General features: G+C 70.9%; 18 protein-coding genes. 9 read left to right on the top strand and 9 right to left on the bottom strand.

The genetic code is table 11. The features are described from left to right. Positions 1-24: 24 nt before the first annotated feature. Complete coding sequence (locus KME80_RS05440; protein ID WP_219500907.1) at positions 25-597, bottom strand: TetR/AcrR family transcriptional regulator; 573 nt, start codon at positions 595-597, stop codon at positions 25-27. A gap of 114 nt (positions 598-711) precedes the next feature. On the opposite strand from KME80_RS05440, the gene KME80_RS05435 reads away from it, so the two are divergent. Beyond that, positions 712-2,244 carry a carboxylesterase/lipase family protein gene (locus KME80_RS05435; RefSeq protein ID WP_219500905.1) on the top strand — a complete coding sequence of 511 codons (1,533 nt, stop codon included), beginning with the start codon at positions 712-714 and terminating at the stop codon, positions 2,242-2,244. Here the strand turns inward: KME80_RS05435 and KME80_RS05430 are convergent. Continuing rightward, complete coding sequence (locus KME80_RS05430) at positions 2,234-3,292, bottom strand: MBL fold metallo-hydrolase (RefSeq protein ID WP_219500903.1); 1,059 nt, start codon at positions 3,290-3,292, stop codon at positions 2,234-2,236. The two genes, KME80_RS05435 and KME80_RS05430, sit on opposite strands and share 11 nt — an antisense overlap. A gap of 46 nt (positions 3,293-3,338) precedes the next feature. Between KME80_RS05430 and KME80_RS05425 the strand changes: the two genes are divergently transcribed. Beyond that, the gene (locus KME80_RS05425) at positions 3,339-4,178 is read left to right on the top strand and encodes a glutathione S-transferase family protein (RefSeq protein WP_219500901.1); all 840 of its coding nucleotides are present in this window, start codon (positions 3,339-3,341) and stop codon (positions 4,176-4,178) included. Here KME80_RS05425 and KME80_RS05420 read toward each other — a convergent pair. Both KME80_RS05420 and KME80_RS05415 read right to left on the bottom strand, forming a co-directional pair. Next, positions 4,120-5,427, bottom strand: a complete 1,308-nt coding sequence (locus KME80_RS05420) for an MFS transporter (RefSeq protein WP_219500899.1) — start codon at positions 5,425-5,427, stop codon at positions 4,120-4,122. The genes KME80_RS05425 and KME80_RS05420 overlap by 59 nt on opposite strands. After that, entirely contained in the window at positions 5,424-5,996 is a 573-nt protein-coding gene (locus KME80_RS05415) for a winged helix-turn-helix domain-containing protein (RefSeq protein ID WP_219500897.1), read from the bottom strand. The genes KME80_RS05420 and KME80_RS05415 overlap by 4 nt, the downstream gene beginning before the upstream one ends. A 75-nt stretch (positions 5,997-6,071) precedes the next feature. Here KME80_RS05415 and KME80_RS05410 point away from each other — a divergent pair, with 75 nt between their 5' ends. The 5 genes from KME80_RS05410 to KME80_RS05390 all read left to right on the top strand — a co-directional run bounded on the left by KME80_RS05410 (position 6,072) and on the right by KME80_RS05390 (position 12,504). Continuing rightward, on the top strand, positions 6,072-6,716 hold the full coding sequence (locus KME80_RS05410) for a B3/B4 domain-containing protein (protein ID WP_219500895.1): 645 nt from the start codon (positions 6,072-6,074) through the stop codon (positions 6,714-6,716). A gap of 204 nt (positions 6,717-6,920) precedes the next feature. Continuing rightward, a complete protein-coding gene (locus KME80_RS05405) occupies positions 6,921-10,571 on the top strand; it encodes a multifunctional oxoglutarate decarboxylase/oxoglutarate dehydrogenase thiamine pyrophosphate-binding subunit/dihydrolipoyllysine-residue succinyltransferase subunit (protein WP_219500893.1) in 3,651 nt (1,216 codons plus the stop codon). A 139-nt stretch (positions 10,572-10,710) separates the two neighbouring features. Continuing rightward, positions 10,711-10,884 carry a DUF6104 family protein gene (locus KME80_RS05400; protein WP_193318541.1) on the top strand — a complete coding sequence of 58 codons (174 nt, stop codon included), beginning with the start codon at positions 10,711-10,713 and terminating at the stop codon, positions 10,882-10,884. Between the two features lie 91 nt (positions 10,885-10,975). After that, positions 10,976-11,779: a DUF4097 family beta strand repeat-containing protein gene (locus KME80_RS05395; RefSeq protein WP_219500891.1), complete on the top strand. Its 804-nt coding sequence runs from the start codon at positions 10,976-10,978 to the stop codon at positions 11,777-11,779. Then, complete coding sequence (locus tag KME80_RS05390) at positions 11,776-12,504, top strand: PadR family transcriptional regulator (RefSeq protein ID WP_219500889.1); 729 nt, start codon at positions 11,776-11,778, stop codon at positions 12,502-12,504. Before KME80_RS05395 ends, KME80_RS05390 begins: the two co-directional genes overlap by 4 nt. A 35-nt stretch (positions 12,505-12,539) precedes the next feature. On the opposite strand, the gene KME80_RS05385 is transcribed toward KME80_RS05390, so the two are convergent. From KME80_RS05385 to KME80_RS51695, 5 genes are all read right to left on the bottom strand, one after another. Further along, entirely contained in the window at positions 12,540-13,496 is a 957-nt protein-coding gene (locus KME80_RS05385; RefSeq protein ID WP_219500887.1) for a zinc-binding dehydrogenase, read from the bottom strand. 9 nt (positions 13,497-13,505) lie between these two features. Beyond that, complete coding sequence (locus tag KME80_RS05380; RefSeq protein ID WP_219500885.1) at positions 13,506-14,369, bottom strand: hypothetical protein; 864 nt, start codon at positions 14,367-14,369, stop codon at positions 13,506-13,508. A gap of 43 nt (positions 14,370-14,412) precedes the next feature. Then, positions 14,413-14,838, bottom strand: coding sequence for a type II toxin-antitoxin system VapC family toxin (locus KME80_RS05375; RefSeq protein ID WP_219500883.1), 426 nt, complete (start codon positions 14,836-14,838; stop codon positions 14,413-14,415). Beyond that, positions 14,825-15,076: a hypothetical protein gene (locus KME80_RS05370; RefSeq protein WP_219500881.1), complete on the bottom strand. Its 252-nt coding sequence runs from the start codon at positions 15,074-15,076 to the stop codon at positions 14,825-14,827. The genes KME80_RS05375 and KME80_RS05370 overlap by 14 nt, the downstream gene beginning before the upstream one ends. A gap of 99 nt (positions 15,077-15,175) precedes the next feature. Beyond that, on the bottom strand, positions 15,176-16,615 hold the full coding sequence (locus KME80_RS51695) for a TLP1 C-terminal extension domain-containing protein (protein WP_219500879.1): 1,440 nt from the start codon (positions 16,613-16,615) through the stop codon (positions 15,176-15,178). A gap of 927 nt (positions 16,616-17,542) precedes the next feature. Here KME80_RS51695 and KME80_RS05360 point away from each other — a divergent pair. Both KME80_RS05360 and KME80_RS05355 read left to right on the top strand, forming a co-directional pair. Continuing rightward, positions 17,543-18,640 carry a trypsin-like serine peptidase gene (locus KME80_RS05360; protein ID WP_219500877.1) on the top strand — a complete coding sequence of 366 codons (1,098 nt, stop codon included), beginning with the start codon at positions 17,543-17,545 and terminating at the stop codon, positions 18,638-18,640. Positions 18,641-18,844: 204 nt separating this feature from the next. After that, positions 18,845-20,005 carry a trypsin-like serine peptidase gene (locus KME80_RS05355; RefSeq protein WP_219500875.1) on the top strand — a complete coding sequence of 387 codons (1,161 nt, stop codon included), beginning with the start codon at positions 18,845-18,847 and terminating at the stop codon, positions 20,003-20,005. Positions 20,006-20,794: the final 789 nt, after the last annotated feature.

Genomic DNA, 20,794 nt, shown 5'->3' with positions numbered 1-20,794 from the left:
GCACCATAACCCGAGCCGGGGCGTTCAGCCGAGCAGCTTGGCGACGGCCCGCAGCCCGTCGAGCACCTCGGCGGCGCTGGGCGCGCTGTCGGGGTCGCTCAGGCACTGCACCATCACGCCGGTCATCAGCGCGACCTGGACCGTGCCCAGCGTGCGCGCGGACCGCTCCGGCACCGTGTCCTCCGGCACGCTCTCCAGGATCGCCGCCATCCCGGCCCGCCCCTGCCGGGTGCCCTCGGCGAGCGCCGGGCGCAGCTCGGGCTGGCGCTGGGCCTGCATGAACAGCTCGACCGAGGCCAGCCACAGGTCCGGATGGGCTTTGAAGTCGGCGAGCAGGCTCTCCCACATGCGCGCGTAGTGCTCGGCCGCCGCGCCGCCGGACTCGGGCACGAGCGCCCGGCCCATGGCGTCGCCCCACTCGTCGAGGATCTCGAACAGCGCCTTGTTCAGCAGCGCCTCGCGCGACCCGTAGTGATAGCCGATGGCGGCCATGCTGACGCCGGCGGCGGAGGCGATGTCGCGCACGCTGGTGCGGTCGTAGCCCTTCTCGCGCAGGCACCGCTTGGCCCCGTCGAGCAGATCTTCCCGGTTTCCCATGCCGGGCAGCATAGCAAGCGTGTCATGCGAGCGCCTTAGGCGAACGACTTGCGCGATCGCCCAAATCCCCGTACCGTCCTCTGCAGATCACCACGAGACGGGAGAAACACCCAGATGACCCCCTCCTACGGACGGCTCGCGGGCGTGCTGGCCGCCGGCCTGCTCGCCACGGCGACACCCGCCCTGCCCGCCGCCGCCGCGACCGCTCCCGTGGTGGTCGGCACGGCCGCCGGCGAGGTGCGCGGATCGGCCGCCGCCGGCGTCCGCTCCTTCCAGGGCATCCCGTACGCCGCCCCGCCCGTCGGCGACCTGCGCTGGACCTCGCCCCGGCCGGCCGCGTCGTGGACCGGCGTGCGCAACGCCACCCGCCCCGGCCCGGCCTGCGCCCAGCCCACCGGCTACCCGATCGGCGTGCCCAGCGAGAACGAGGACTGCCTCTACCTCAACGTCACCACCCCGGCGAAGGTGAAGGGCAAGCTGCCCGTCGTGGTGTGGATCCACGGCGGCAGCCTCATGTACGGCACGGGCGACATGTACGGCCCGGCGCGGCTGGCCTCGGCAGGGGCGGTCGTCGTGTCGATGAACTACCGGCTGGGCGTCATGGGCTTCCTCAGCTCCCCCGCGCTCGGCGGATCGGGCGGCTTCGGCCTGGAGGACCAGCAGGCGGCGCTGCGCTGGGTCCGGGCGAACATCGGCGCGTTCGGCGGCGACCCCGGCAAGGTGACGATCATGGGTCAGTCGGGCGGCGGCTACGCCGTCTGCGGCCACCTCGCCTCGCCCGCGTCCAAGGGCCTGTTCCACCGGGCGATCGTGCAGAGCGCCCCCTGCGCGACGGGCGGATCGCGGACCCGCGCCACCGCCGAGGCCGAGAGCGCCAAGGTGATCGAGAAGGTGGGGTGCGAGGAGGCCGGCGACGTCGCGGCCTGCCTGCGCGCGGTGCCGGCTGCCGACCTGCTCGCCGCCTACGGCGCCTTCGCCGAGCCGCGCCCGGTCGCGGGCACCGCGCTGCTGCCCCGCACCCCCGCGCAGGCGCTGCGCGACGGCCGGTTCAACCGGGTCCCGGTGCTGGTCGGCGTCAACCACGACGAGGAGCGCGGCATGGTCGCCGGCGCGGAGCTGGCCCCCGGCGGCCGGCCCATGCGCGCCGGGGAGTACGCGCCCGCGATCCGCGCGGAGTTCGGCGCCGACGCCGCCGCCGTGCTGAAGCGCTACCCGCTGCGGGCCCACGGCTCGGCCGGGGCGGCGCTGGCCGCCGTGCGCACCGACCACGCCTGGGCGGCGCCCACGCTCGACACCGCCCGGCTGCTGTCACGCTGGACGCCCACCCGGATGTACGAGTTCGCCGAGAAGGACACGCCCTGGTTCGCCGGCTACCCCGCCACGAGCTTCCCGGTGCGCGCCCAGCACATGGCGGAACTGCCGTACCTGTTCGACCTGAAGCTGTTCCAGAAGCTGGCGCCCCGGCAGGCGCGGCTGGCCGAGCGGATGATCGGCGCCTGGGTGCGGTTCGCGGCCACCGGCGACCCGGGCTGGGCGCGGTTCGCCGAGCGCGACCGGCACGTGCGCTCGCTCACGGCCGGGACGTGGAAGCGCGCCGCGTTCGAGCGCGACCACGCGTACGCGTTCTGGACCGGGCTCAGCCGCTGACCCAGCGGTCCGGCTCGCCGGGCTCCCGGCGGGCCCGGCCGCGCGCCTCCAGCCACACCAGGTGGGCCAGCGTCTCGTTGTTGGCCGCCCGGCGCATGAACGCCGGGATCGACTCCCACGGCCGCGACCACGTCAGCCGGGTCGCCGCCTCCCAGCAGCTCACGCCGTCCGACGCGGCGAGCACGCCCTCGATCTCGGCCAGCCGCTCCTCGTGGTGGGCCATCACGTGGTCGACCCGCCCGGCCAGCTCCAGGAAGCGGTACTCGTGGGCGGGCAGCACCTCCTCCACGTCCAGGGCGCGCACGGCGGCCAGCGCGCCGAGGTAGTCGGCCAGCGGGTTCGGCCCCGACTGCGGGTGCACCGCGACGATCGGCGTGATCCTGGCCAGGACGTGGTCGCCGGAGAACAGCAGCTTCCTGGACGGCGAGGTGAAGCAGAGGTGGCCCGGCGAGTGCCCCGGCGTCCACAGCGCGCGCAGGTCCCAGCCGGGCAGGCCGAGCCGGTCGCCGTCCTCGATGAGCCGGTCGGGCTTGGCCGTCGACACCAGGTGCCTGATCATCATCGACGCCCCGGCCAGCTCGTCCAGCGTGGCCGGGGGCACGCCGCAGCGCGCCAGCAGCGCCCGCTCCCGGGCGACCAGCGACTCGATGGCGGCCTCGTCGTAGCGCTCGTGGACCAGCTCGGCGTCCGCCGGGTGCAGCCCGATCCACGCCCCGGACGCCTCCCGGACGCGTCCCGCCAGGCCGTAGTGGTCGGGGTGGATGTGGGTGACGAGCACCGCCTTGACGTCGGTGATCGCGTAACCGGCCACGGCGAGCCCGGCGACCAGCGCGTCGTACGCCTCGTCGGTGTTCCATCCGGCGTCGACGAGGGCCACGCCGTCGTCGCATTCGAGCACGTACACCAGGACGTAGCGCAGCGGGTTGATCGGGATGGGCACCGGCACCGACCACAGGCCCGGCCGCACCCGCTCCACCTCGGGGATCGTCCCGCCCGTCCATGCCGCACGCTGCTCCTCGCTGGAAGGAGTCACCACGAACTTCGCCATGCCCGAGATTCTGCCCGGCGTTCCGGAAGCATGTTCTACTGGGGGCATGAAACGTGAAATCGCCGATGACGGGCGCTTCGTCAGGCAGCCGAACCGTTTCACCGACCGCCTCGGCCCGCCCGAGCCCGGCCGCTACCGGCTCTACGCCTCCTATGCCTGCCCGTGGGCGCAGCGGGTGCTGATCGTGCGCCGGCTCCTGGGCCTCGAGGACCTGCTGGACGTGACGATCGTGGACCCGATCCGCGACGAGAAGGGCTGGCGGGTCCCCGGCGGCATCTACCTGTCGGAGCTCTACCTGGCCACCGACCCGGACTTCCGGGGCCGCTACACGGTGCCGTGCGTCTGGGACGCCAAGGAGGGGCGGATCGTCACCAACGACTTCCCGCGGATCACCCTCGACCTGGAGACCACCTGGAGCCGCACGCCCGACCTCTATCCCGAGGCGCTGCGCCCCGAGATCGACGCCATGAACGAGCGCGTCTACCACGGTCTCAACAACGCCGTCTACGAGGCCGGGTTCGCCACCGCCCAGGAGGCGTACGAGGAGGCCGTGGGCCGCGTCTTCGCCACGCTGGACTTCCTGGAGGAGCGGCTGACGGGCAGGGAGTTCCTGTTCGACGCGCTGACCGAGAGCGACGTGCGCCTCTACACGACGCTGGCCAGGTTCGACAGCGTCTACTACGGCCACTTCAAGTGCTCGGTGCGCCGCCTGACCGACTATCCGGCGCTGTGGTCGTACGCCAGGAGGCTGTACGCGATCCCGGCGTTCGGCGAGACCACCGACTTCGACCACATCAAGCGGCACTACTACGTCACCCAGACGAACATCAACCCGAGCCGGATCGTGCCTGTGGGGCCGGAGCTGGACTGGTCCGCGGCATCCTGACGAACAGCAGCGCCGAGGCCATGATCAGGCAGGCGGCCGTCGACCAGGCGGCCACCGTGCCCGCCCCGGTGGCCAGCGCGCCGAACCCCAGGTTGGACGCCGCGGCGCCGCCTTGCAGGGCGAGCGAGCTCGTCGAGGTGACGGTGTTGCGCCGCCCGGCGTCGACGGCCTTGTGCGTCATCTCCAGGCAGAGCAGGGCCGCGACGGCGAGCCCGGCGAACAGCACGACGTAGGCGGTCGCGGCGGTGATCAGCCCGGCCGCCCCGCCGAGGCCCGCGGTCGCGGCCAGCGCCCCGACGGAGGCCGAGGTCAGCACGGTCCCCGCCACGGCCCCGGCCACCGGCGACGGCCCTCCCGCACCGGTGACGCGGCCCGCCAGCCGGGCCGCCCGGGGCGCCATCGCGCTCCCGAAGGCGCTCCCGGCGAACCCGAGCGCCGCCACGATCGCGTACGCGGTGCTGCCCTCCTCGGCGGTCCCTGCGAGCTCGGCCAGCCGTCCGGGGGTGAGCAGCTCGACGGCGGTCAGCGCGACGCCCGACCCGGCGGCGACCAGCATGAGCCGGCGCAGCACCGGCGCCCCGGCCACCAGGCGCACGCCCTCGCCGACGGTCGCGGGCACGCCGCGCAGCAGCCCGCGCGCCGTCACGGCGGAGGCGTGCTCGCGGGCGGGTTCGGGCAGCGCGAGCAGCGCCACCACCAGCAGGACCGCGGCCGCGGCGGCGCCGCCGGCCGCCGGGACGGCGAGCGGGGGCAGCGGTCCGGGCGGCACGAGGAGGGGGACGAACCCGCCCGCGAGCACGCCCGCGCAGAGCGCCACCGACTCCATCGCGCCGCCCCTGGCCAGCCCGCGCCCCAGGTCGGCGTCCGGCCCCTCCAGCTCGTGCAGCGTGTCGACGTACCAGGCGGTGGCGGGACCGCTGGACAGCGCCCGGCCCACGCCCTTGAGCACCGCCATCGCCAGGAACATCCACACCGTGGTGGAGACCGCCATCAGCGCGAGCGCGGCGAGCGTGAACGCGGCGGAGGCGGCCAGCACGACGCGGCGGCCCGCGACGTCGGCCAGCCCGCCCGTGGGCAGCTCCAGCGTGATGGTGACGACGGAGAACACGGTCGTCACGAGTCCGACCTGGGCGAGGCTGAGGCCCCGCTCGGTCATGAGCAGCACCATGACCGGCAGCATGAGCCCTAAGGGCAGCCACGTCAGGAAGTTGACCAGCATGTAGCGCCGCAGCGCCGAGCGGGGGGTCACGTCTCGTCCTCCTCCTCCGGACGGCGCGGGAAGCCGCCCACCCACACGTGCACCTGCTCGGCGTCGGGCGCGCCTGCGTAGCGGGCCCCGAGCTCCTCCAGCAGCTCGTCCACCCGCTCGTGGAGCTCGCGCAGGGCCGAGGCGGGCAGCCGGACCAGGCTGTCGCTCAGCCCGGCCGCGCGCACCCACGCGTCGGCCCACTCGCCCTCGTCGAACGCTCGGACCCGCTGCTCCAGCACCGCCACCTGGCGCAGCCGCATGATCTTGACGGCCTCGCGGCCCTCGGGGCTGGCCGACATCTCCAGGTTGTCCCAGGAGGTGTAGCGGTGGCGGGAGCGCCAGCGCCGCTCGCGGCCGTCGCGCCGGTCGGGGTCCTCCTCGATGAAGCCGTACTTGGCGAGCTCGCGCAGGTGGTAGCTGGTCGAGCCGGAGCTCTCCCCCACCACCCGGCCCAGCTCGCTGGCGGTGGCCGGCCCGTCGGCGCGCAGCAGGCCCAGCAGCCGCACCCGCAGCGGGTGCGCCACGACCTTGAGCACCTGCGGATCGCTGATCTTGAACTCGTCCTCCATGTCCTGACGATAAACCGCAAAGACAATTTTGCAAAGAGCTTTTTGCGGTACGGCCCGCCTTCTAGACTGAGGCGCATGCTTGACGACATCACGGTGGACGAGGCGGTCCTGGCGCTGCGCCCCGACTTCGCCGTCCTGGCCATGACGGCCCACGGCCTGCGCAACGGCCCCACCGACGACCTGACCCGCGGCTGGCTGGCCGAGGCGTCCGCGCACGAGGTCCAGCCGGACAAGATCGACGCCTGGAAGGACGCCTACCGCGCCTTCGGCGCCAAGCCGCAGCGCACCCGGCCCTCGGTCGACGCGCTCACCCGCAGGCTCCCGCTGCCGGAGATCAACCAGGTCGTCGACGCGTACAACTCGATCAGCGTGAAGCACGCGCTGCCCATCGGCGGCGAGGACCTCGACCGCTATTCCGGTCCGCCCCGGCTCGTCAGGGCGACCGGCGAGGAGGCGTCGGAGGAGGCGCTGGGGCAGCCCGAGCCCGGCGAGGTGATCTGGCGCGACGACCTGGGCGTCACCTGCCGCAGGTGGAACTGGCGCCAGGTGGTCCGCACCCGGCTCACCGAGGAGACCATCAACGCGATCTTCCTGCTGGAGCGGCTGGAGCCGATGTCGCTGGAGGAGCTGAAGGAGGCGGGCGAGGAGCTGGCCGATCTGCTCACCCGGCTGTCCCCCGACGTCCGGATCGCCTCCAGGCTCGTCGTAGGCGGGAACTAAACCTCCGTTCCCGCTGTTGATACCAAACGGTAATGTTGACGGCACCACCTGGATTGACTGGGGGCGCGTGACCTCTCGGGACACTCCTGAGAGGATCAGGCGAGGCGGCAGCGGCTCGCGGGCGCGCGCCGTCGGTCCGGGCGAGTAGCCTTGGACAGGTTCTCTAACATCAACGCCGATCTGCGGAAGAGGGCGATTTGCGCCGTGTCGTCTGAGTCGTCGCGGACAAACCCGCTGGCAAGCTTTGGTCAGAATGAGTGGCTTGTCGACGAGCTGTACCAGAAGTATCTCCAAGATCCCGAGTCTGTCGACAAGGCTTGGTGGAACTTCTTCGCTGACTACAACCCTGATTACGGACCGGGCCGTACCCCGGTCAGGGAGGCGGCGAACGGCACTGCAACCGCGCCCGCTTCCGCTCCGGTCAAGGCGCCGCCACCGGCGCCCGCCGCGAAGCCCGCCGAGAAGCCCAAGCAGCCCGTCACCCAGGTGCCCAAGGGCGCCGAAGAGGTGAAGCTGCGCGGGGCGGCGGCCCGCACGGCCGCCAACATGGACACCTCGCTGACGGTCCCCACCGCCACGAGCGTCCGGGCCATCCCGGCCAAGCTGCTCATCGACAACCGCATCGTGATCAACAATCACCTCAAGCGGGGTCGCGGCGGCAAGGTCTCCTTCACGCACCTGATCGGCTTCGCGATCGTCAAGGCGCTGAAGAGCATGCCGGAGATGAACTACTCCTACGCCGAGGTCGACGGCAAGCCGACGCTGGTCAAGCCCGAGCACGTGGGCTTCGGCCTGGCCATCGACGTCCAGAAGAGCAACGGCGAGCGCCAGCTCCTCGTGCCGTCCATCAAGGCCGCCGAGGACATGGACTTCCGGCAGTTCTGGATGGCCTACGAGGAGGTCGTCCGCAAGGCCCGCGCCGGCAAGCTCGGCGTCGACGACTTCACCGGCACCACGATCTCGCTGACCAACCCCGGCACGATCGGCACGGTCCACTCCGTCCCGCGCCTGATGCCCGGACAGGGCACGATCATCGGCGTCGGCGCGATGGAATACCCGGCCGAATACCAGGGCGCGTCCCCCGACACGCTCTCGCGCCTGGCCGTCTCCAAGGTCATGACGCTCACCAGCACCTACGACCACCGGATCATCCAGGGCGCCCAGTCGGGCGACTTCCTGCGCACGATCCACCGGCTGCTGCTGGGCGAGGACGGCTTCTACGACGAGATCTTCGAAGACCTCCGGATCCCGTACGAGCCGGTCCGCTGGGTGCGCGACATCTCGGCCTCCCACGACGAGGACGTGGCCAAGTCGGCGAGGGTGATAGAGCTCATCCACGCCTACCGGGTGCGCGGCCACCTCATGGCCGAGACCGACCCGCTGGAGTACAAGCAGCGCAAGCACCCCGACCTCGACATCCAGTCGCACGGCCTCACGCTGTGGGACCTGGAGCGCGAGTTCGCCACCGGCGGCTTCGGCGGCCGGCCGCTGATGAAGCTGCGCGAGATCCTGGGCGTGCTGCGCGACTCCTACTGCCGCACCGTCGGCATCGAGTACATGCACATCCAGAACCCCGAGGAGCGGGCCTGGATCCAGGCGCGGGTGGAGAAGCCCTACGCCTCCCCCGAGCGTGACGAGCAGCTCAACATCCTGAGCAGGCTCAACACCGCCGAGGCGTTCGAGACGTTCCTGCAGACCAAGTTCGTCGGCCAGAAGCGGTTCTCGCTGGAGGGCGGCGAGTCGCTCATACCGCTGCTCGACTCCGTCATCAGCGACGCCGCCGACGAGGGCCTCGACGAGGTCGTCATCGGCATGGCCCACCGCGGCCGCCTCAACGTGCTCGCCAACATCGTGGGCAAGTCCTACGCGCAGATCTTCGGCGAGTTCGAGGGCAACATCGACCCGCGCACCGCGCACGGCTCCGGCGACGTGAAGTACCACCTCGGCGCGACCGGCACGTTCACCGCGCCCAGCGGCAAGACGATCACCGCCTCGGTGGTCGCCAACCCGTCGCACCTGGAGGCGGTGGACCCGGTCCTGGAGGGCGTCGTCCGCGCCAAGCAGGACCTGCTGGAGCGCGGCGAGGAGGGCTTCACCGTCCTGCCCGTGCTCGTCCACGGCGACGCGGCCTTCGCCGGCCAGGGCGTCGTGGCCGAGACGCTCAACCTGTCGCAGCTGCGCGGCTACCGCACCGGCGGCACCGTGCACGTGGTGGTCAACAACCAGGTGGGCTTCACCACCTCGCCGGCCTCCTCCCGGTCCTCCGTCTACGCGACGGACGTGGCCCGGATGATCCAGGCGCCGATCTTCCACGTCAACGGCGACGACCCCGAGGCCGTGGTGCGCGTGGGCGAGCTCGCCTACGAATACCGCCAGGCGTTCCGCAAGGACGTCGTGATCGACCTCATCTGCTACCGCCGCCGCGGCCACAACGAGGGCGACAACCCGGCCTTCACCCAGCCGCTGATGTACGACCTGATCGACGCCAAGCGCTCCACGCGCAAGCTCTACACCGAGGCGCTGATCGGCCGGGGCGACATCACGGTCGAGGAGGCCGAGTCGGCGCTGCGCGACTACCAGGCCAAGCTGGAGCAGGCGTTCACCGAGACCCGCGAGGCGGCCAAGAAGCCGCTGGAGGCGGGCGCGATGCGGGTGCCGCCGACCGAGGTCGTCAAGTGGTCGCACGCCGACACGCCGACCGCGATCAGCGACGAGACGCTCAAGCGCATCGTCGACACCCAGCTCAACCTGCCGGAGGGCTTCACCGTCCACCCGCGCCTGGCTCCGGTGCTCCAGCGCCGCGGCCAGATGGTCGAGCAGGACGCGATCGACTGGAGCATGGGCGAGACGCTGGCCTTCGGGTCGCTGCTCATCGACGGGCACCCGGTCCGCCTGGTGGGCCAGGACTCCCGCCGCGGCACCTTCACCCAGCGCCACGCGGTGCTGGTCGACCGGGTGACCGGCGCGGAGCACACCCCGCTCAAGTCGTTCAACGAGGGCACCACGAAGTTCTACATCTACGACTCGCTGCTCAGCGAGTTCGCGGCGCTGGGCTTCGAGTACGGCTACAGCGTCGTGCGTCCCGACGCCCTCGTGGCGTGGGAGGCGCAGTTCGGCGACTTCGTCAACGGCGCCCAGACGATCATCGACGAGTTCATCTCGTCGGGCGAGCAGAAGTGGGGCCAGCGCTCCGGTGTCGTGCTGCTGCTGCCGCACGGCTACGAGGGCCAGGGCCCCGACCACTCCTCCGCCCGCATCGAGCGGTTCCTCCAGGTCTGCGCGCTCGACAACATGACGGTCGCGCAGCCCACCACCCCGGCCAACTACTTCCACCTGCTGCGCTGGCAGGTCGAGTCGGGGCGGCACAAGCCGCTGGTCGTCTTCACGCCCAAGGTGCTGCTGCGGCACAAGCGGGCCACGTCCAAGGCGTCGGACTTCACCTCCGGCACCTTCCAGCCGGTGATCGGCGACACCACGGTCGACCCGGCCAAGGTGACGAAGGTCGTGATGTCGTTCGGCAAGATCTACTACGACCTGCTCGCGGCCCGGGAGAGCGCCGGCCGTGACGACGTCGCGCTGGTCCGGATCGAGCGGCTCTACCCCTATCCGGCCGAGGAGCTCGACGCCGAGCTGGCCCGCTACGGGGCCCAGGCCGAGCTGGTGTGGGCGCAGGACGAGCCGGTCAACATGGGCGCCTGGCCCTACCTGTCGCTCAAGCTGGCCGAGGACCCGCAGCTGCTGGGCGGCCGCCCGCTGCGGCGCGTCTCGCGTACCCCCAACAGCTCGCCCGCGGTCGGCTCGCACGCCGCCCACGACGCCGAGCTCGAGGAGATCGTGAAGCAGGTCTTCGGCTGACCGTCGCCGACCGCCTGAGTGAGCCCCCGCCCCGGCGGGGGCTCACTGCTCGATAGGGTCGGAGCGCGGGCGTGCGGACGCCCGGATTCCGGCCGCGGATCTCGCTTCGCGGCTGACGAGTTGACTGAACGGGAGCACCATGTATTTCACTGATCGGGGGATCGAGGAGCTGGTCGAGCGGCGGGGTGAGGAAGAGGTCAGCCTGCTGTGGCTGGGCGAGCGGCTGCGCGAGTTCGTCGACCTCAACCCGGAGTTCGAGACCCCGGTCGAGCGGCTGGCGACGTGGCTCGCCCGGCTGGACGACGAGGACTGACCCTGCTCCACAACGCGATACATCTTGAGTTTTCGACAGACGCGACATATCGTGTCTGTCGGTAGGAGTGTGTCGCCAGAGAGGCGGGATCATGCAGCAGTGGACGATTGAGGGCCCCGAACAGCTCACGTTCGGGGCGGTGGACTCGCTCGACGTGCGCATCGTGGCGGGCAGGCTGGCCGTGCTGGCGAGCGACGGGCCGCCGACCCTGGAGGTGGCGGAGTTCGACTCGGCCTCCCCGCTGATCGTCACGTACGACGAGGACACCCGCGAGCTGAGCGTCGCCTACAAGGACCTGACGTGGGACGGGCTGCTCGGCTGGCTGCGTCGCGACCGCCGCCGCACGGTCGCGACGCTCGCCGTGCCGCGCCACTGCCGCGTCAGCGCCGGGGTGGTCACGGCGTCCGCCGTGGTGGCCGGGTTCGAGCGGACGACGCTGGTCAAGAGCGTGTCCGGGGCGATCGTGCTCGACGGCGTGAGCGGCGAGGTGAGCGCCACGACCGCCTCCGGCGACGTGGAGAGCCGGGCGATGGAGGGCGACCTGTCGTTCAAGAGCGTCTCCGGCGAGCTGACCGTGGCCGGCGGCACGCCGCGCAGGCTGCGCGCCAACACCGTCTCCGGCCGCATCACCGCCGACCTGCGGCTGCGCCCGACCGGGCACGTCACGCTCAGCACCGTCTCGGGCGCCATCCTGGTCAGGCTGCCCGAGACAGCGCAGGCCGACGTCAGCATGAGGTCCACCTCCGGACGGCTGGTCAGCGCGTTCGACGAGCTGGCCGGCACGAACGGGCCCGGCATGAAGACGATGTCCGGGCGGCTGGGCGGCGGCATGGCGTCCCTGAGCGCGACGACCGTGTCCGGCGAGGTCACGTTGCTCAAGGGGGAGAAGCGATGAGTCCCGTCTTCGGTCATGGCCGGCTCCGGCTCTACCTGCTCAAGCTGCTGGAGGAGAGCCCGCGCCACGGCTACGAGGTGATCCGGCTGCTGCAGGACCGCTTCCTCGGCGTCTACTCGCCCTCCCCCGGCACCATCTACCCCCGCCTGGCCCGGCTGGAGGAGGAGGGCCTGGTCACCCACGAGGTGGTCGACGGCAAGAAGGTCTTCTCCATCACCGACAAGGGCCGCGAGGAGCTCAACGACCGCCTCGACGAGCTCGACGACCTGGAGGAGGAGATCGCCGCCTCGGTGCGCGACATCGCCCGCGAGGTCAAGGAGGACGTACGCGACACCGTCAGGTCGCTCCGCGAGGAGCTGACCAGGATGGCCAAGGACGTCCGGGTCGACGCGCGGGTCGACGTCCGCCGCCAGCAGGCCGAGTTCAGGCGCCTGCGGGAGGAGCAGGCCCGCCAGTGGCGCGAGCACGCCCAGCACTGGCAGGACGAGAGCGGCCGCCTCACCGGCGAGTGGCGGCGCATCTGGAGCGAGGTGTGGAGCACGCTCGGCGGCGCGCCCCCGTCGCGGGCCAAGCTCGACAACGAGCTCGGCGAGCTGCTCGCCGACTTCGTCGGCGGCGTGCGTGAGGAGGCCTCGCAGGCCAGCCTCACGCGCGAGAAGATCGACGAGCTGCGCACGGCGCTCGACGAGGCCGCCACCCGCGTCCGCGACACCCTCCGGTCATGATCAGGTACGGCCTGCGCCCACCGCTGCAGCGCCTGTCAGCCAGTAAAGACGATCTTGCCGAACACGTCGCCCTCGTCCATGGCGGCGAACCCCTCGCGGGCCCGCGTCATGGGCAGCGTCCGGTCGATCACCGGCCGGACGCCGGTCTGCTCCAGGAAGACGGCCAGCCGCTGGAGCTGGTCGCGGGTGCCCATCGTGGAGCCGACCACCGAGAGCTGCAGGAAGAAGACCCGGTTCAGGTCGGCGGGCGGCACGGCCCCGCTGGTCGCGCCGGAGACCACGATCCGGCCGCCCGGCCTGAGCGACTTGAGCGAGTGGTCCCAGGTGGCCTGGCCGACGGTCTCCATCACCGCGTCGACCCGCTCGGGCAGCCGGGCGCCCGGCTCGAAGACCTGGTCGGCGCCGAGCTCCCGAGCCCGCTCCCGCTTGTCCCCGGACCGGCTCGTAGCCCAGACGCGATAGCCGCCCGCCCGGCCGAGCGCGATCAGCGCGGTCGCCACGCCGCCGCCCGCGCCCTGCACGAGCACGGTCGCGCCCGGCTCCAGCCCGGCCTTGTCGAACAGCATCCGGTAAGCGGTCAGCCAGGCCGTCGGCAGGCACGCGGCCTCCTCGAAGCTGAGCGCGGCGGGCTTGGGCACGAGGTTGCGGCGCGGCACGGCCACCCGCTCGGCGAACGTGCCGTCGTAGGTCTCTGACAGCAGCGACCGCTTCGGGTCCAGCGTCTCGTCCGCGCCGGAGCCGATCACGGCGTGCACGATCACCTCGTTGCCGTCCTCGTCGACGCCGGCCGCGTCGCAGCCGAGCACGATCGGCAGCCGGTCCTGCCGGATGCCGACGCCCTTGAGCGTCCACAGGTCGTGATGGTTGAGCGCGGCCGCCCGCACCGAGACGGTCGTCCACCCGTCGGGCGCCTTCGGCTCCGGGTGGTCGCCGAGCGTCAGCCCGGCGAGAGGATTGTCGGGGTCGGTCTGTGTGGCGGTAACGGCGAACATGGCCGCACCCTACTTCAGAGTGATCCTGATCCCGTCGAGCGCCGCCTTCACGAACCCCGGGTCGCCCGCCGCCGCGATCCGCACCCCGCCCCGGCACACGCTGCTGACCGGACGGCCACGCCCCCGCACCCCGCGGGGCAACCGGTCCACCTCCGCGCACGAGGGAATCAGCACCACCATGTCGCTGATCCCACCGCCGAACCACAGCTGCGGCCCCACCGGCTCACCCCGCACCCGCTCCCCCGGCTCCGCCATCCGCACCCGGTCCGTGCCCGACAGCGTCAGATAGCCGCCGGTCACCTCCCCGCGCACGTCCCCGGCCACCGCCACCCGCTGCGCGTAGTCGAGCCCGCCCGGCCTGTCGTACATCGCCATCCGCCACCGCCCGAACCTGAACAGCAGCACCTGCCCGTACGCGCCGCTGCCCGCCTGGCGCGGCCAGAGCGTCACATGCGGGGCGAACGACCGGATCGGCTCCCCGCCCCTGGTCACCTCGGCCTCGCCGTTGTAGGGAGCGACGAGCTCCCGGTAGTCGCCGTCGACCCACACGCCCTGGAACGGCCGCACCCCCAGCCGGTCGAGCCCCAGCCGGGCCGGATAGCGCACCTCGGCCCGCACCCCGTGCGGGAACACCACCTCGATCGTCTCGCGCCCGTCCCGCTCCCGCGCCTGCGGGTGCAGCACGTTCGGCGCGCTCTCCACCCGCTTCAGCGACCGGATCGGCGCCGTCTCGCGGACCGGCTCCGGCATCGGGTCACGGCTGGCCAGCAGGCTGACCACCGGCACCACCAGCAGCGCCAGCACCACCACGAACCCGACCCAGCGGCGGCGGCCGCGCTCGCCCGCCTCGATGACATCGAACTGATCGGCCACGACGGACCTCGCCGGGGGTGGGCGTCTTTTCTTGTCCTCCAGTTCAGTTGAGCGGCGACCGCCAGCGCAACCCCTCGAACGTGGCGAAATCCTTGTCACAGGTCACGAATTCACAACCGTGCTCAATGGCCAGCGCGGCCAGGTAGGCGTCAGGCACCAGCTTCCCCGCCGCCCCGGCCTCCCGGCACAGGCGGGTGAAGATCTCCCAGTGCCGTGGCCCCGCGTGCACGACCACCGCGTGCGGCTGGTTGCGGACGCTCTCCGCGAAGCGACAGGCGGTCGCGAAGCTCGTGGCTCCCGGTATCCGCGCGTTGGTGACGACGCGCAGGAAGCCGTTGATGACGAAGTCGCTCACGGCGTAGGCCTCGTCTCCGTGCAGCAGCTCCTGGAGCGCGGCGAGACATGGCTCGTGATGCTCCATGTCACGCCGCTGGGCGTTGACCAGCAGGTTGACGTCAAGCATCCGCATGCCGGCCTCCGAGGACCTTCTCGATGTCCTCCAGGTCGATCAGCTCCCTGATCTCCGTCCAGGTCAGCATCGGCCCTGCGGCCTCGCCGGACAGGGGGAGGTCGATCGGGGGCCGCTCCGTCGTTTCGGGGCGGTTGAGCAGTTGTCGCAAGGCATCCTCCATCACCGAGTTGAGACTGCGCCCGTTGCGGGCTGCGTACGCCTTCGCCTCGTTGAGGAGCGTTTCGTCGATGCGCACCGTGGTCCTCCGCATGACTCCAGCGTCCGCCGGTGACATAAAAATGTCAACAGCACAGAGTAGCCACACGCTCACGTTTTTTGCATCGCCTTTACGGAATCACCACCGAGCGACGTTCACCTTCCCGTCCGTCGTCACCCGGACGGCCTGCCCCACGAGCTCCCGCGACTCGGCGTCCGCCATCAGCTCCTCCTCCAACACATGCGCGTACGCCCGCCCGCCGCCCGGCAGCTCGACCACCGCGTACCCCCGCTCGACACCCCCGTCCCGCCCGTGCGCGACCGTGTACCCGGCCACCACCGCAGCCCCCTCGTACGTGTCGACCACCGGCACCGGCTCCGCCGTGAACACCGGCGCCCCGTCCCCCAGCACGCCCCCCGGCTCGGTGGACCACACCGCGTACGCGTGCTTCGTCAGGTGCATGCCGACCCCGGTGACGAGCCCGTGTCCCGGCCAGGCACGCAGCAGCCCGGCCATGGTGGCGGTCGAGTGCAGCACGTAACCGCTGGCCGGCCCGCCCGCGTACGGCAGCCCGCCGGTGACGGTGAGCCCGCGCGCGTCCATCGGATCCAGTCCGATCGCATCACACGCCTGCCGCAGCGCGACGGCGAAACAGCTGTACACGTCGAGCGCGTGCATGTCGTCCAACCCCAGCCCGGCCCGCTCGAACGCGACGCCGGCCGCCCGCCCGATCGCCTCCGACGACCCCAGCGCCGGCCGCGCCGCGACCTCCCAGGTGTCCTCCGCGTACGCCCAGCCCCGCAGATACACCCGCCGATCGGCTGGCACCCCGAGCCGATCGGCCAGCGCCGTGCTGACGAGAACGACGGCCGCCGCCTGATCGACCTCCAGCACCGCCACGGTGTTCCTGGTGTACGGCCACCCGACGAACCGATTGCCCGTCACCAGCTCCTCCGGGCCGCGCACGTTCTGCCGCCACGCGTACGGGTTCGCGGCGGCCACCTCGGTCATCGGCGCCATCATCCGGCCCCGCTCGCGCATCTCCTCCTCGACGGACTGACCGCGCGCCGCCCGCCGAGCCGTCTCCATGATCGCGTACGTGTGCACCGGCAGGAACAGCTCATGCGCGAGCTCAGCGGGATGCGGCGGCCGTTCCCAGCCGTAGGGCGGCTTGGGATCGGCGGCATGACTCCACGGCACCCGCTCCCCAGCCAGCCGGTACGCCCGGCGCGTGGCCAGCGCCTCGGCCCCCACGACGAGCGCCGAGTCGAGTCGCCCCTGCGCGATCTCGTTCGCGGCGGCCCCGATGAGCAGCTGCGGCGCCGTGCCGCTCACCTTGGAGTACACCTGGTGCCGCGGCGTGGCGCCAAGACGCTCGGCAAGCCTGCCGGTGGGCGAGTCGTACTGCCAGGAGTCGGTGTAGACGATCTGGATCGAATCGAGCCGCCCGACAGGCAACCGCGCCTCCCGGGCGGCGGCGCGGGCCGTTTGCTCCCAGAGGTCGAGCGGTTCGGGACCGGGCTGCTCACGAACAGTGCACTGCGCGACGCCCACGAGGCAGGGGGTGCGTGAATCCATGCCATCATCTAACCAGAACAAGGTTCGGTTGATAAGAAGTGACGTTTGGTAAGTGCTGTTACCACTACCTTTCACAAACAGAGGCGATTTCGCTGGCCCTCAACAAGCCGTAACCGCTCCACCCCATTTACCGCCGCCTCCTGGCCGACTCACCGAGTTGACGATCCAGTTCTGGAAACCCGGACCGGCTCGAGGCTGCGACCGATCACGACGCGCCGCATCAAAGCCTGCGCCCGACCAGGGCCGCAAGGGGTGCCCAACAGCGTGGGCCGCGTCCTCTCCGCAGAGTTTGGGCATCTACTGGATTTTCGCCTTACGCGCCCCGGAAACACCAATTCCCGCAACGGAGGCACCCAAAAGCAATTACCCCGCCCAACCGTTCAACATGCACGGCGACTTCACAGCGATGGATGCCTTAGCCAAGCATCACGGTCGACTGAAAGAAGGACCGGCGCGAACGCCGACCGTCTCGACGTCGGTGTCGACGGCCAGGGCTTCACCCGGAACCGCGACGCCAGGGCGACGATGTTCTCCTTCGGCTACCCGCCGGCGGCAACCCTCGCACCGGCAGCACGACGGAATGCGGCGAGACCGAGCCGATGCCCGCCTCGGTGGCCAGCACGTCAGCCGCGTTGCTCGTTCACCGTCCGACGACGACAGCAGGCAACCGCTGGACCGGCAACATGTCGTAACCAATCAGTATGCCCAGGGGCACCCGTCACCTCTGGACCCGGGCCTTCAGGTGGTGCCGGAAACCGCAGTCGACCTGGGGTGACGTGGTCCAATAAATGATCATTGGCGGCATGTTTGACATGCTCCTTATAGGACACGGGTCACGCTTGATCAGATAACGAATCTCCATCCGAGCTGCAATAAGGGCTGTTGATCTGGAAAAATCCACCCTTACAACCCCAAGAAAGGCAATTCATGATCCCCCGGGCCAGGCATCTGGCGGCCGCCGCGCTCAGCGGCGTGCTGCTGACGCTGCCTGCCCTCACCGGGGTCGCGCCCGCCGCCCAGGCCGCGTCGGCCAGCAAGGTGCAGACCGTCACGCTGGCCAGGACCAAGGCGGACGTGCAGAAGGTCGCCGACTACTGGAAGCCGGACAAGCTCAAGGACGCCGACAGCTACAGTCCCGCCGCGCCCGCCTCCGAGGCCGCGCCCGCCTCGTCGAGCGGCGCCGTGAGCGTGTCGAACCAGGCCATCGCCGCCCTCCGGAAGGCGCAGGGCACCCAGAACGTCGCCCCCGTCGCCCCCAAGCAGGGCGCGGCCAAGACCATGGGCAAGGTCTTCTTCCGCTTCGGCGACAAGGAGTACTGGTGCTCGGCCAGCTCCGTCGCCGCCAGGAACCTCAGCGTGGTCGCCACCGCCGCGCACTGCGCCTACGACCCTCGACAGGGCAAGGCCGCCGATTACTGGATCTTCGTCCCGAACCCCACCAACAGCGGCGAGATGCCCGACGGCATCTACGTGGGCTCCTCGATCAGCATCCACGAGGACTGGGTCGGCAAGAACGACTACGACTACGACTACGCGTTCGTCACCGTTCACCGGGGCTTCACCTGGGAGAAGCAGGGCGCCAAGTACGTCGCCAAGGATGTCGGACGGCTACAGGAGAACGTCGGCGGCCAGGGCCTGGAGCTGGGCAAGAAGGCGCCCGTGTCGCGGGTCGACGCCTTCGGGTACCCCGCCGGCCCGCAGCCCGACGGCACCCGCCCGTTCAACGGCACGACACTTCAGACCTGCGTCGGCAGCACCCGCAAGGCCGTCGCCCCCAGCCTGGAGCTGAACTTCGGCGTCCAGCTCGCCCCCTGCAACTTCAGCAAGGGCGCCAGCGGCGGCCCCTGGCTCGTCGACTGGCAGTCCGCGAGGAAGCTCGGCAACCTCGTCGGAGTCAACAGCCTCACCTGGAACCGTGACGCCAAGGGTGAGTTCGACGCGGTGTCGTCCCCGTACTTCGGAGCCGTGACCGGCGACGTCTACCGCCACGCCGCCGCACAGAAGATCCTGTCAAATGTGATGTAAGTCATATGCAACTCCCCAGTAACGGGGGGTGATCAGCTCATACCTGGATCTCGGTACGATCACGGCAACCATTCAGAGGTTTACCTGATCTTCTTTCCGCCCGCATGGCCCGGGTTGGCCCTGTACGGTTCCGGACTGTCCGTTTGCTGACAATCAAAGCGCACGAAGGCGCCGCGTCAGCGTAAGGGAAAGCCTGGAGTTACCTTGAAGCGAATCCTTCTCCCCGTCGGCGGCGCCGCTCTGGCCACCGGCCTGCTGGCGACCGGCCTCACCGGCACCGCAGGGGCCAGCGCCGACGTGGCGATCGACCCCATGGCCAGGAACACGAGTCAGGCGGCCTCCGTCGCGTCCTTCTGGCTTGCCTCGAACGGTGCCGCCCTCCGCCGCGCGACCGCCTACACGTGGGACTCCAAGCAGGTCCGCAAGGTCGTCTCCACCGGCGGTTACAACCCTGACGGCCGTCCCGCCAGCGTCGCCCCCACGAGCAACGGAGGCGGCGGCAGCTCCTCCAACGTGAACCTGCCCAAGACCATCGGCAAGGTCTTCTTCGTCGACGGCAGCGGCAAGTTCCGCTGGTGCTCCGCCACGTCGATCCAGTCGAACTACCGCAACCTGGTCGCCACCGCCGGCCACTGCGTGTACGACACCGACGCCAACCGCGACACGATGGACTACTGGGTCTTCGTCCCCGGCTACTACCAGGGCAAGGCGCCGTGGGGCATCTACGTCGGCAAGACCGCGTACACCCACTACGACTTCGGCGTGTACGAGGACTACGACCGCGACTACGCGTTCGTCACCGTCTACAACGGCATCCAGTTCGAGGGCGCCAAGCGGGTCAGCAAGTCGGAGTACAACCGGTTCAGCGGGCCGAAGCGCTCCTGGGGCGGCCACCACTACATCCTGCTGTCCAAGGACGCCGGCCGCCTCGGCGACAACGTCGGCGGCCAGGGCGTCGCGTGGAACCAGCCGCCGAACCGCACCGTCCGCACCTTCGGCTACCCCTCCGCCCCGCACCCCGACGGCGACAAGCCGTACAGCGGTGTGACGCCGAAGCACTGCTACGGCAAGACCACCTCCAAGACGGTCGGCGCCTCCTGGCTCAAGATCGACGAGCACATCGGCCTCAAGTGCGCCGTGACCCCCGGTTACGACGGCGGCCCCTGGCTGTCGCAGTACAACAACGGCAAGCGCCTCGGCTACGTGAACGGTGTCACCAGCACCTTCGCCGACCAGGACGCCAACGACCGCATCGACTACATCACCTCGCCGTACTTCGACGGTGAGACGGCTTCGATCTACAACGAGGCCAAGAACAAGTGGTCCGGCAAGATCGTCGGCCGCAACGGCGAGCTGTACAAGTAAGCCCCCTCCCCGAAAGGCCCGGCCCTCACGGCCGGGCCTTTCGGCATTCCCGGCCTCCCTCTTCTTGGTACGTCGCCCTACGGCCGCATGGTCCTCGCCCATCAGGCGCTCCGCGCCGCGCCCTGCTCGGGCAGTGCTCCTGGGGGCTCCGCCCCGGACGAGGGGCTCCGCCCCTCGCGCACCCCGCCCCCACGTGGGCCGTCTGGCCATGGACGGCGGCGACCGCCACCGTGACCAGGCAGCCGGAGCGGAACACCCCACATTCCTGAGTGAGGCCACGACCACCGCGCCTCGCAAGCCAGGCAGCGTCGTGCCACCCGAGTGGCTGTCAGGCCCTATGGGCAGCCCATAGGCCGGCAAGCACTCCACCAAGCGCCACCGCGCATACCGGCTCCCCGGGTGTGGTCCCGCCGGCCTCGCAGGGTGTTCCCCCTCCCCTGCTCGACCGGGGGGCGGAGTGGAGGAGAGACGGCGCCTTAGCCGGACGCCCCGTGGGCTCCGACCCGTCCCGGCCGCCCCATGCAGGACTTCCATCGCGCCTAACGGTCCAGCTGCGACTGGAAGATCGGCCCACCACTGCCCGTTGCATCGGCCGCGTCGCCGAGCAGCCGCCCGCATTGACGTACTCCCCCAGCAGACCCCAGCGGATCACCAGGGCCACCGCTGATGGCCGCGGCGTCACCAGGCCGAGCTCCCAGAGCCTCCAGCACACGAGCAAGCGCGTCCCGAACCGCCTATTCCCTGCCCTGGATGGCCGCCAAAGCGCGCTCGAGGCGTACGCATGGGCCG

The organism is Nonomuraea ceibae (assembly GCF_019396325.1).
Lineage (GTDB): Bacteria > Actinomycetota > Actinomycetes > Streptosporangiales > Streptosporangiaceae > Nonomuraea > Nonomuraea ceibae.
This window is presented reverse-complemented; position numbering and strand designations above follow the sequence as displayed.